The sequence below is a fragment of the Streptomyces sp. NBC_00203 genome, assembly GCF_045206325.1.
Taxonomy (GTDB): domain Bacteria; phylum Actinomycetota; class Actinomycetes; order Streptomycetales; family Streptomycetaceae; genus Streptomyces; species Streptomyces lutosisoli.
This window is the reverse complement of record NZ_CP108126.1, coordinates 9,825,176-9,836,652: the sequence shown is the minus strand read 5'-3', so window position 1 is coordinate 9,836,652 and position 11,477 is coordinate 9,825,176. Positions and strand designations below refer to the sequence as shown.

Here is an 11,477-nt window from a genome sequence, read left to right as displayed (position 1 = left end):
GCCGGGCTCGCAGCGGCCAAGGACGAGGACCGGGACGAGGGGCGACACACGGATGCCGAAGATCGTCGACCATGACGTACGACGTCGGCAGATCGTCGAAGCCGTGTGGGCCCTGATCGCACGCCGCGGCCTGGACGCCGTCACCATGCGGGACCTGGCCGCCGAGGCCGGCTACTCCAACGGCGCGCTGGCGCCGTACTTCCGCAACAAGGACGAGATCCTCCAGGCCGCGTTCCAGTACGCGTTCGAGAGCACCAACACGCGTGCCGAGCAGGCCATCGGGGACGCGAGCGGTCTGACCGCCCTGCGCAGGCTCTGTCTGGAGATCATGCCCCTCGACGAGGTCCGGCTCCTGGAGGCCCGGGTGGTCATCGCCTTCTGGGACCGCGCGCTGCACGACGAGCGGATGGCCGACGTGCACGAGCAGGCCATGAGTCTCTGGCGCGAGCAGATGCGGACCTACTTGCGGCAGGCCCGCGAGGCCGGAGAGGTCACCGCGACGACACCGGACGAACCCGTCATCGACACCCTGCTGGCGACCCTCATGGGGTTCCAGATCAACGCCCTGCTCGCTCCGCACACCACCGGCGCCCGGCGGCAGGAAGTGGTCCTCGAAGGGCTCCTCGGCACGCTCGCCTGAGCCTCACGTCCCCGGCGGTGTCAGTTCTCCCCGACGGCGAGCACGATCTTGCCCCGGTTGTCGCGCCGCTCCAGGCGCTCGTGGGCCGCGCGCGCCCGGTCCAGCGGAAGCACGGTCTCCACCGGTACGCGGTAGGTGCCGGCCGCGACCCGATCGGCCAGCTCCCGCAGATCCTCGCGGGGGTCGTAGCCGTGGATCTGCAGATTGGTGAGCTGGAAGCCGAGGATGGCCACGTTCTTGGGGTAGAAGTCGCGGGTGTCGATCGTGCTCGGCTCCAGCGCGACATTGGCGAGGGCCACCACCCTCCCGCCGTGCCCGATCTCGCGCAGGCTTCGCCCGAAGGCGCGGCCACCGACGGTGTCGAGCACGACGTCCGCGCCGCGCCCCTCGGTCAGCCTGAGCACCTCCTCGACCTCGGCGTCGTCGGGGTGCGCGGAGGTGTCGAGGGTGACGTGGGCGCCCAGTTCCGCGGCCCAGGCGGTCTTCTCCGGTGAACCGGCGACCGCGATGACCCGGGCGCCGGTCTCGGCGGCGATCTGCACGGCCGCGCTGCCGACCCCGCTCGCGGCGGCCTTCACCACCACGGTGTCGTCCTTGGTCACCTTGGCCAGGTGGCGCAGGCAGTACCAGGCGGAGAGCCAGGCGACGGGCAGGGCCGCGGCCTCCGTCAGTTCCACGCCGTCCGGCAGGACGGTCACCTGCGTGGCCGGAACGGCGGCGAACTCGGCATAGAAACCTGGGGCGTTCACGCCGTCCAGGGCCATGACCCGCTGCCCGACACGGAGGCCGGTCACGCCCTCCCCCACCGCGGCGACGATTCCGGCCGCCTCGACGCCCGGGATCAGCGGCGGCCGTCCGGCCCGGTGGTAGAGCCCGGCACGGACCAGCGCGTCCGCCCGGTTCACACCTGCCGCCACAACCTTCACCAGCACCTGGCCGGGCCCCGCGACGGGGTCGGGCACCTCCACCGGCACCAGCACCTCGGGCCCGCCGAACTCATCGATCCGCACTGCACGCATTCCCCTACCCGCTTTCTCATGGCGACGCCGGTGACCGCTCCCCACCCGGGAGCCGTGACACCGGTTCAACTGGTGTCACCATGCGACACCCCATGAACCAGTGTCAAGCGCTAAGCTCAGGTCATGACCAGTCCCGCCCCCGACCCGATGTCGGCGTTTCCCTTCATCGGCGGCCGCCCGTGCCTGAACTTCGTCGCGACGCTCGGCAGACGCCACGGCGACGCCCCCTTCGAGCGGCTCCCCGACACCGGCGCCCTCGCCCGCTGGATCGCCGAGGCGGACCTGCGGGCCGGGGCCGACGACGCGCCTGCGCGGGTCACCGAGGGCGACCTGGCGTACGCCCGCACCCTGCGCGAGGCCGTCTACCGCCTCGTACGCGCCGCGATGGAATCGGCCGCCCCGGACCCGGCCGATGTCACGCAGGTCAACGAAGCGGCCGCCCGTCCCGACCTATCTCCCCAGCTCGACGAGGGGGACGACGGCCCGCGACCGCCCCTGCGCTGGAAGGCCGCCGATCCCGCGCCGGCGGCCCTGGCGACCGTGGCCCGGGATGCCGTTCTCCTGGTCGCCAGTCCCCTGCTGGCCAGGGTCAAGGAGTGCGAGAACCCCGGCTGCTCGCTGCTCTTCCTGGACGACTCCCAGGCCCGCCGCCGCCGTTGGTGCTCCATGGACCGCTGCGGCAACCTCGCGAAGGTGGCCGGTTACCGGTCCCGCAGCCGCGCCGCCTCCACCCGGTGAAGGTGGATGAGGATGTCGTGGCTGCGGCCGAGCGCGATCCTGAAGTCCGGGCCCGGATAGTCGGTGCCGACGAACCGGGTCGGCCGTGTCCGGTCCAGCCACTCCCGGGCCGGTGAACCGACCCCGCGCAGGTCCACGACGTAGTCGCGGTAGCGGACTTGGTCCAGCGTCGACTCGCTGCTGTCCGGGCCCGCCGGCCCCAGCGTGAAGCGGTGGATCTCCCCGTCCGCACCCACGGCGTTGAACGATCCCCGGTCGTAGGTGACACCGACGCTCACATACCCCGCGCCGAGCCGCTCGCGCAGGAACGCGCCCTGCATCTTGGGATATGCGGAGGGGTCGAAGGTCTCGTATCCGACGTGCGCGTCGTGCGCCGAGAGCAGCACCTTGGTGCCGGTGTGCTCCTGCCACCAGATGACGTTGTCGGCCATGGTGTCGTCGCGGTAGCGCAGAGAGGCGGCGTTCTGCTTCGGGTCCTCGAAGTCGTACGCGTACCAGCGCGCCGTCTGGTCGATGACCGCCGCGGCCCGCACGGCCCAGTCGTACGCCTCCTTACGCTCGGCGAGCGGCTCGTTGTAGTAGCCGGCCACGTACGTCTCCCTCTTCACGGTGGGCCGCAGGCCGCGGTAGAGCGTGGTGAAGCGGGCGCGCAGCTGCGGGTACGTACCGGCCACATAGTCCGTGACGGCGTCGTACAACTCGGGTCCGGACCAGCCGAAGTCGTCGCCCATGAAGCGGACCGGGTCGTCGGGGTGCCGCACGTTGTACGCGCGCATCCACTCGACGAGCCGCAGATAGTCGGTGTTGTTCCACCACAGGTACTCGCTCTGGAACTCCTCGCTCAGGATGCGCCGGGGGTCGCCCGTGCCGTGCAGAACGTAGTCGTCCAGGCGGAGTCCGGTGCTCCAGCTGCCCTCCAGGGCGAAGGTGCGAACGCCCTTCTCCTCGACGAGGTGACGGAAGACGCGGTCCTTGAGGGCGAAGAAGTCGTGCGAGCTGTGGGTGGCCTCGCCGAGGCCCACCATGCGCGCGTCGCCGATCATGCGGCGGACACGGACCGGTGCCATTTCATGATCCGAGAATCCCGTGCGGGGCTCCCGCGGACCATCCGGCAGGCCTCCGTATGGGGGCGGGGGAAAGCCTCGCGGGCGACCCTGTGGTTTTCCCGAGCCTGCTTTCCCCTGCCGGCTTCATCAGCCGGGTTACGGCCGCAACCACCTCGTCGCGCGGTAGGCGTGTGCCCGCGTCAGCAGTTCGACACCCTCGACATTGCTCATCCCCCGGTCCCCTCCTTGTGCCTTCCGGCTGATGAGAACAAACTAGGCCGACTCGCGGACAGATACGGTCCGCAATGAAAACGTTCGGTACGGCTGTGGAACGGGAAAAGCCCAAGGATGCAAGAGGTACGTGGTGAGTGGGCGGCGTCCGTCGCCCGGTTCGTGGAGCGGCGCCGGGAGCCCGTGGTCGTCCAGACGGTGCGGTCGGCGGCCGCCGCGACCATCGCGTACGTCGTCGCCCTGCACCTCAGCCCCGAGCCCGCGCCGCTCACGGCGCCACTGACCGCGCTGCTGGTCGTGCAGGTCACCGTCTACGCCACGATCACCACCGGAATCCGGCGGGTGAACTCCGTGGTGGCCGGCGTCGTCATCGCCATCGTTTTCAGCAGCCTCGTGGGGCTGACCTGGTGGAGCCTTGCCCTGATCATCGTCGCCTCACTGGCCGTGGGACATCTCGTACGGGTCAGCGAGTTCGTGCCCGAGGTGGCGATCAGCGCCATGCTGGTCCTCGGCGTCACCAGAGTGGGCGACACCGCGTGGGCGCGGGTGCTGGAGACGCTGATCGGGGCGGTCGTGGGCTTCGCCTTCAATCTCGTGCTCGCGCCGCCGGTGTGGGTGGAGGAGGCCGGTGAGTCCATCGAGGACCTGGCGCGCCGGATGCGCCAGTTGATGCTGCGCGTCGGCGAGGAGGCCGCCGGCCGTACCCCCTTCGAGCTGGCGGCCGAACGGCTGCACGAGGCGCGCCGCCTCGACCACGACATCGTCGAGGTGGACGCGGCGCTGCGGCAGGCCGAGGACAGTCTGAAGCTCAACCCGCGCGTGCGCGAGGGACTGCTGCACCGGGTGGTGCTGCGCACCGGGCTCGACACGCTGGAGATCTGCACCGTGGTCCTGCGCGTCCTCTCGCGCAGCCTCACCGATCTCGCCAAGGAGCGCGAACCCCAGCCGCTGTTCGAGAAGCGGGCCGGGGCCGCCCTGGAACAGCTGCTGTCCGAGGTCGCCGACGCCATCGTCAGCTTCGCCGTCCTGGTGACCACCGATGTGAGCCAGAGCGCCGCGTCGGCCGAGGAGCGGCTCAGCGCGGAACTCACCACGGCGGCCGCCACCCGCGACAAGCTGGCCCAGCTGTTCCTCGAGGAGGTCCAGCGGGACGCCCGTCAGTGGCAGCTGCACGGCGCCGTCCTGACGGAGGTCAACCGCATCATCGACGAGCTCGACACGGAGCACCGCACCCGGCGCCTCCTGGAGGAGTTGGACCGCTGCACCCGCGAGGAGCGCGAACGCCGGCCGCACCTCACGCGCCTGCGGCGACACCTGCGCGTACCGCGGCGACTGCGCCGGAAGCGGAACCGCCCCGCCGCCTCCCGACGTTCTATGTGAGGAAGCGGTACGACATCGCCAGAGCCGTATGACGTCGGGGATCGAGACTCGTCCGACGGCGTGGAGGCGGCGCGATGTCGGCCGAGCGACACGACGAGGGGGCGGGCGGATGACCGAGGGCACCGTGCGGATCGACGGGAACACCCTGCGGCTGCCGGGCGGGGTGCGGGTCCGGTTCATACGGACTCTGCGGCTGCCCGAGACGGGCACGCACGCGCTGCCTCCGGGGCTCGGCGAGTTCCCGATACGGCGCGTCGAGGACTACGCGGACACGGTGCCCGCCGAGTGGCGGGCGCGCGGCGGTGTGATGCTGCCGGTGTATCTGCGCGAGGCCATGTGGCTGAGTTTCGGCGGGACGTCGGAGCCGGCCGCCCTCCAGGTCGGCGTGGGCAAGGTGTGCGCGGTCTCGGGCAAGCCGTGGAGTTCCCGGCTCACCAGGAAACCGCAGAACTATGTCGTATTGCCCCGGCAGCCGTGGCTCGACGGCATCAACTCCGGGAAGGGGACGGTCCGCCAGTTCGTGGCGGTGCCTCTCGGCCTGGGCGCCACCGTCGAGGGTCAGGTCACCGGCGAGGAGGTGTGGGGCGGCGTACAGCTGCAGTCGTTCCCGCTCAACGACCGGGAGCTGGCCGCGTGGCGTGAGGCGGAGCGCCGCAGGGCCGAGCAGCGCAGGGAGCCGACCCTGTCGGCGGGTGGCTACGGCGCCGCGTTCCCCATGGCCGCGCCGGCCGCGCCGGGTGCCGCTCCGCCTCCCATGGGCGGAGCGCCGGGGCGTCCGCGGAGCGCTCCGGCGATGGGCCTCGGTGTCGGCGGTTCGATGCGCCAGGAGGTCTACCAGGACGACCGGCCGCTGAAGTCCTGGGCCAAGGAGCCGGCCGGGCGCGTGTTCGTCCATCTCGTGACGCCGCCGGAGTGGCGTCGCATCACCGGAGAGTCTCCCCCGCCGTCCCCGGTGGACCGCGCGGCCTACACCCGGGCCGGGCTCCCCTGGTTCGACTACTACGACCAGGACGCCACCGACCTGGCCCCCACGGACACGCTGGGCTCGGTGCAGCCGGTCGGCGACTGGCTCGGCGACGACCACGAGCCCTGGCAGCAGCCCTCGCCCCACCAGGTGAAGCCGCTCAAGGACGCGCCGGGCAAGCCGGTCGAGGACGGTGACTGGTAAGCGAGGAAGAGGCAAGGACAGAGAAGGACAGGGAAGGAACAGGCGGGGAAAGGCCGTTGCACAGAATGCAATGGCCGTTGCCGGTCTTGCACTTCACGGGTGTCTCGCGCCAAGGTGGCTGTCACAGCTGAGGCAACCGACACCCGAGGTGCAGGCATGAGCAGTGGTGCAGAAGCGGCGCGCGGCCCGGGCGGCGGCTGGACCAGGCGCCGCTTCGTGGGCGCGCTGGCGGGAGCCGCCGCCGTGACGACGGTCCCGGCACCGGCCGCACCCGAGGCGGACCCCGCGGCGGCCCCGACGGCACCCGCGACCCCCACAGCGCCGGGCGCCGACGCCTCCCCGTCCCCCACTCACCGCTCCGGCCCCCGCCCGCTGTACCTCGGCACCTACACATCGGTCGACGGCGGCGGCACCGGGATCGGCCTCGCCACCTACGACCCTACGACGGGCCGGATCACCGGCACCGGCACCATCACGGGCGTCGGCAACCCGTCGTATCTCGCGACGCATCCGGACGGCCGCACGCTGTACACCGTCAATGAGCGGGACGACGGTGGCGTGACGGCCGTACGGCTCGCGAAGAACAAGGTGCTCGGCACACGCGGCACCGGCGGCGCGGGCCCCTGTCATCTGTCGGTGCATCCGAGCGGGCGCTGGCTGCTGAGCGCGAACTACACCTCCGGCAGCGTCGCGGTGCACCCCATCGACGCCTCGGGCGCGCTCGGCGAGCGCACCGACCTGGTCACGCACTCCACTCCGGCGCCCGGCCCGGGTCAACAGGGCCCGCACGCCCACCAGTTCATCACCAGCCCCGACGGCGGTCATGTACTCGCCGTCGACCTGGGCACCGACACCGTCTACAGCTACCGGCTGAACCAGTCGAAAGGCACGCTCACCGAGGTCTCCCAGGCGCATACACGGCCGGGCGCGGGCCCGCGCCATCTCACGTTCCACCCCGGCGGCCGTCATGCCTACCTCGCCAACGAGGTCGACAACACGGTGGTGGTCTGCGCCTACGACCGGGCCACCGGCAGGCTCACCCCGGGCGACCCGCAGTCCACGGGTACGGGTGAGGGCACGAGTTACCCGGCGCAGATCCTGGTGACGTCGAACGGGTCGTACGCCTATCTCGCCAACCGCGGCCACAACAGCCTGACGCGCTACGCGATCGAGTCGGACGGGGCCCGCCTGAGGCTCCTGGACACGGTTCCGGTCGGCGGCGACTTCCCGCGCCACATCGCGTTCTCACCGGACGAACGACTGCTGTTCGCGGCGAACCAGAGGTCGAGCACCGTCAGCGTCTTCCACGTCGACGGCGGGAGCGGCGAACTCCGGCTCGCGGGCGAGCCGTTCGCCTCACCGGTCGCCGTCTGTGCGCTGCCGCTGTAGCGCGCGGGGACAGGACACGGCGCTCGCCTGTGTCAGCAGGACGTGCATGCGTTCCGTGAGCGAGGCGACATCGTCGGCGGGCGCGTGGAAGGGCAGGCGTACGTCGCCGTTTCCTCGCGCCCGTTCGATCCGCAGCGTGAGTCCGTGGCGGTCGACGGCGAGCGGCTGGACGCGCACCGCGCCGTGCAGGCTGTCCGGTTCGACGAGGCGGGTGAGCCGCTCGATGGCGTCCGGGTGGGCGTCGGCGAGATGGGTGAGCAGCTGGGCCTCGGCGAGGGCGAGGGGGTCGGGCTCGGCGTCGGCGAACTCGTCCAGGTCGAGCACGACCGTTCCGGACGGCCGGCGCAGCACCGCGCGGGTCGGCCGGAACGCCAGATGGCCGTCCTCGGGGATGAACCAGCCGGCGAGCCACAGGCGGGCGCGGATGCGGTTGCGTACCGGAACCGGCGCGACATCGGCGAACTCCAGGACGGCGGACGGCTCGCCGCGCGGCGCGCAGATCGCGGCCGCGAGCAGCGCGCTGTCCTCCGGCACGTGCAGGAGCACCCGGCCGTCCACGGCGACGGTGTGCGCGCCGACGAACTCCTCCCGGCCGCCTTCGGCGGTCACCGCGCAGGACCATGCCACGGCGAGTACCGAGCGGGCGCGTTCCGCCGCGGAAGGCGCGGCCGTCCAGGTGTGACGGTCACCCATCAGTTCCTCCTTAGGTAAGGCTTGCCTAACCTATCGAAGATCCGGGTGTACGCCAACCACGCCTCGCCATCTGTGAGCACTCTGTTCAGGTTGCGACCGGGCGGGACGAGTGCCGACTCAGGGCGTGATCGCGCCCAGCAGTGCCCGCGCGCACAGCTCGCGCACCTGCTCCCGGGTCAGCTCCGCCCCCCTGAGCCACTCCAGGCACACGGCCGTGGTGAAGGCCAGCCATCCCCGGACCGCGATCCGGAGTTCGGGGCGGTCCTCGGGCGCCCAGCCGAGCTCGGGGTCCGCGGCGAGCGCCTCCAGGATCTGCCGCTCCTGTGCGGCCAGCGCCTGCTGATAGACCTTGCGTACGGCCTGGTCGCCCGCCGCGTCGGCACGGTGGAAGGCACGGAAGCCGTGCGCGTGCTCCTCGACGTATCCGAGGAAGGTGTCGAGGCCCGCACCGAGCTGCTCGCGCACCGGGATTCCGGGCACGGCCGCCGTCATCCGCAGCATCCGCCCACTCTCGCGCTCGACGACGGCCGCGAAGAAGTCCCGTTTCGTCGGGAAGTAGTGGTACAGCAGCCCACGCGAGACTCCGGCGATCTCGGCCACCTGCTCGATCCACACCTCGTCGTACGGGCTCTCCGAGAACAGACAGGCCCCGACCGACAGGAGCTGCTCCCGACGCTCCTCGGTACTGAGCCGACGACGCGCGCGCTCCCCCTGTTTCCCGGCCATGCCCGCACTTTACTTGACGTCGGTTCAACAACGGGACCAGACTGGTTTCCGTTATTGAACCCACGTACAACAGACTCAACCCGCCCCGGGCACGAGGGAGATGGCGTCATGACGGAGACGACGGGGACCGCGCTGCCCAAGGGGTTCCGCAGCGCGGAACTGGGCTGGCCGGAGCTGCACCGCATTCCGCATCCGCCGCGCCGCGTCCCCCTCATCGGCGACGTACTCGGCGTCAACGTCCGTACGCCGCTCCAGGACTCGATGCGCTTCGGCCGCCGGCTCGGGCTGGTCTTCCGGCGCAAGGCCTTCGGCAAGGAGATCGTCTTCGTCTGGGGCGCGGACCTCGCGGCCGAGCTGGCGGACGAGTCGCGGTTCGCCAAGCATGTGGGCCTCGGGGTCGCCAACCTCCGCCCGGTGGCCGGCGACGGCCTGTTCACGGCGTACAACCACGAGCCCAACTGGCAGCTGGCCCACGACGTCCTGGCGCCCGGCTTCAGCCGTGAGGCCATGGAGGGCTATCACCCGATGATGCTCGCCGTGGCCGAGCGGCTGACGGACCGCTGGGACCGGGAGCAGGCGGCGGGGCGCGGCGTGGACGTGCCCGGCGACATGACGAAGCTGACACTGGAGACGATCGCCCGGACCGGCTTCGGCCATGACTTCGGTTCCTTCGAGCGCTCCCGGCCGCATCCCTTCGTGAACGCGATGGTCGGCACCCTGACGTACGCGCAGCGCCTCAATGTCGTCCCCGCGCCGCTGGCCCCGCTGCTGCTGCGCGGCGCCTTCCGCCGCAACGAGGCGGACATGGCGTTCCTCAACCGCACGGTCGACGCGGTGGTGGCGGCACGCCGATCCTCAAGCGGGGAAGGGGACTTGCTCGACCGGATGCTGGAGACCGCCCATCCGGAGACCGGGGAGCGGCTGGCGCCGGAGAACGTCCGCCGTCAGGTCATCACCTTCCTCATCGCGGGCCACGAGACCACCTCGGGCGCGCTCTCCTTCGCCCTGCACTACCTGTCCCGGCACCCGGACGTCGCCGCGCGCGCCCGGGCCGAGGTCGACCGCGTCTGGGGCGACACCGACCGGCCCGGCTACGACCAGATCGCCAAGCTGCGCTACGTCCGCCGGGTCCTCGACGAGTCGCTGCGCCTGTGGCCGACGGCGCCGGCCTTCGCGCGCGAGGCCCGGCAGGACACGGTGCTGGGCGGCGTCCACCCGATGCGGCAGGGCGCGTGGGCACTGGTCCTGACGCCACTGCTGCACCGGGATCCGGAGGTGTGGGGTGCCGACGCCGAGAAGTTCGACCCGGACCGCTTCGACGCGCAGGCGGTACGGGCCCGGCCCGCGCACACCTTCAAGCCGTGGGGCACCGGGGCGCGGGCCTGTATCGGCCGCCAGTTCGCGCTGCACGAGGCGACGCTGGTTCTCGGGCTGCTGCTGCGCCGCTACGAGCTGCGGGCCGACCCGGAGTACCGGCTGCGCGTGGCCGAACGGCTGACACTGATGCCGGAGGGGCTGCGCCTGCACCTGGAACGCCGGGCGCCCGTCCAGCGGGAGGCCTCAGCCCTGGGGCGCCCAGTGGCCCGGGCGGGTGACTGAGTCCGGGAGCCTCGTGCCGATGCTGCCGCGGGCCGCGTTCAGCTGGGGCTGGGTCAGGAAGAACGCGCCGGTCAGATCGGCGTCCGTGAGGTCGGTGTCGCGCAGGTCCGCGCCGATCAGGTCCGCGCCGCGCAGATCGGCGCCGGTCAGGTCGGCGGCGATGAGGTAGGCGCCGCGCAGGTTGGCTCCCCGCAGATCGGCTCCCTTGAGGCGGGCGCCCATCAGGTCGGCCCCCCGGCGGTCCTTGGGGCGGCCCTTCTTCCCCCGGCCGGCTCCCGCCCGTACGAGTTCACTGGTCCGCAGCAACAGCACGTTGACGTCCTGCCGGTGCGCTCCTACGTCCAACTCGCCGAGCTCTTCCGGGGTTTGGCGGGTGAGCCGCTCCGTCTTGTCGAGCGCGCGGCGGACGTCGGCGTGCACGGGGCCGGCGGCGGGGAGGGTCAGCGCCTCGTTGAGGTACCAGAGCAGTTCGTGGAGCTGGCGTACGACGGGGAACACGTCGAACATCTGCCGGGCGCGTTCCTTCGAACCTGAGTGCCAGTCCTTGCCGCCGAAGGTGACCTGGGAGACCTTCTGTCCGGCGCCGAAGCAGTCGTACACCGTGCAGCCCGTGAAGCCCTTGTCGCGCAGCTGGGTGTGGATGCCGCAGCGGGAGTCGGTCTTCAGGTTGGGGCAAGGCTTTCCGGCGTCCTTGTCGATGGCGAAGTCCGCGGAGCGGGAGAAGGGGAGCGCGACGCAGCACAGCCCGAAGCACTCACCGCAGTCGGCCCGCAGTTCGAGGCGTCGGTCGTCCTGGACTGTTCCGCTGTCTTCATGCATGCCCCCAGCCTACTGAGCCGGGAGAGTGC

At 71.5% G+C, this 11,477-nt stretch carries 11 protein-coding genes; 6 read left to right on the top strand and 5 right to left on the bottom strand.

From position 1 onward, the window contains the following. Nucleotides 1–52: 52 nt before the first annotated feature. A complete protein-coding gene (locus OG975_RS43575) occupies nucleotides 53–640 on the top strand; it encodes a TetR/AcrR family transcriptional regulator (protein WP_406335213.1) in 588 nt (195 codons plus the stop codon). Nucleotides 641–660: 20 nt separating this feature from the next. Here OG975_RS43575 and OG975_RS43570 read toward each other — a convergent pair whose 3' ends face one another. After that, nucleotides 661–1,659: a zinc-binding alcohol dehydrogenase family protein gene (locus tag OG975_RS43570; RefSeq protein ID WP_406335212.1), complete on the bottom strand. Its 999-nt coding sequence runs from the start codon at nucleotides 1,657–1,659 to the stop codon at nucleotides 661–663. Between the two features lie 123 nt (nucleotides 1,660–1,782). On the opposite strand from OG975_RS43570, the gene OG975_RS43565 reads away from it, so the two are divergent. Continuing rightward, nucleotides 1,783–2,397 carry a CGNR zinc finger domain-containing protein gene (locus OG975_RS43565; protein WP_406335211.1) on the top strand — a complete coding sequence of 205 codons (615 nt, stop codon included), beginning with the start codon at nucleotides 1,783–1,785 and terminating at the stop codon, nucleotides 2,395–2,397. On the opposite strand, the gene OG975_RS43560 is transcribed toward OG975_RS43565, so the two are convergent. Continuing rightward, nucleotides 2,361–3,464, bottom strand: coding sequence for an erythromycin esterase family protein (locus OG975_RS43560; protein ID WP_406335210.1), 1,104 nt, complete (start codon nucleotides 3,462–3,464; stop codon nucleotides 2,361–2,363). The two genes, OG975_RS43565 and OG975_RS43560, sit on opposite strands and share 37 nt — an antisense overlap. A gap of 327 nt (nucleotides 3,465–3,791) precedes the next feature. Between OG975_RS43560 and OG975_RS43555 the strand changes: the two genes are divergently transcribed. The 3 genes from OG975_RS43555 to OG975_RS43545 all read left to right on the top strand — a co-directional run bounded on the left by OG975_RS43555 (nucleotide 3,792) and on the right by OG975_RS43545 (nucleotide 7,611). Continuing rightward, nucleotides 3,792–5,054, top strand: coding sequence for an FUSC family protein (locus OG975_RS43555; RefSeq protein ID WP_406335208.1), 1,263 nt, complete (start codon nucleotides 3,792–3,794; stop codon nucleotides 5,052–5,054). Between the two features lie 109 nt (nucleotides 5,055–5,163). Then, on the top strand, nucleotides 5,164–6,222 hold the full coding sequence (locus OG975_RS43550; RefSeq protein ID WP_406335207.1) for a hypothetical protein: 1,059 nt from the start codon (nucleotides 5,164–5,166) through the stop codon (nucleotides 6,220–6,222). Nucleotides 6,223–6,378: 156 nt separating this feature from the next. Beyond that, nucleotides 6,379–7,611, top strand: a complete 1,233-nt coding sequence (locus OG975_RS43545) for a lactonase family protein (RefSeq protein WP_406335205.1) — start codon at nucleotides 6,379–6,381, stop codon at nucleotides 7,609–7,611. Here the strand turns inward: OG975_RS43545 and OG975_RS43540 are convergent. Then, nucleotides 7,579–8,304, bottom strand: coding sequence for a DUF2470 domain-containing protein (locus tag OG975_RS43540; RefSeq protein ID WP_406335204.1), 726 nt, complete (start codon nucleotides 8,302–8,304; stop codon nucleotides 7,579–7,581). The genes OG975_RS43545 and OG975_RS43540 overlap by 33 nt on opposite strands. Nucleotides 8,305–8,421: 117 nt before the next feature. Continuing rightward, complete coding sequence (locus OG975_RS43535) at nucleotides 8,422–9,030, bottom strand: TetR/AcrR family transcriptional regulator (protein WP_406335203.1); 609 nt, start codon at nucleotides 9,028–9,030, stop codon at nucleotides 8,422–8,424. A 108-nt stretch (nucleotides 9,031–9,138) separates the two neighbouring features. Between OG975_RS43535 and OG975_RS43530 the strand changes: the two genes are divergently transcribed. Next, the gene (locus tag OG975_RS43530) at nucleotides 9,139–10,629 is read left to right on the top strand and encodes a cytochrome P450 (RefSeq protein WP_406335202.1); all 1,491 of its coding nucleotides are present in this window, start codon (nucleotides 9,139–9,141) and stop codon (nucleotides 10,627–10,629) included. Here OG975_RS43530 and OG975_RS43525 read toward each other — a convergent pair. Continuing rightward, nucleotides 10,591–11,448, bottom strand: a complete 858-nt coding sequence (locus tag OG975_RS43525) for a pentapeptide repeat-containing protein (protein WP_406335201.1) — start codon at nucleotides 11,446–11,448, stop codon at nucleotides 10,591–10,593. The two genes, OG975_RS43530 and OG975_RS43525, sit on opposite strands and share 39 nt — an antisense overlap. Between the last annotated feature and the right edge of the window lie 29 nt (nucleotides 11,449–11,477).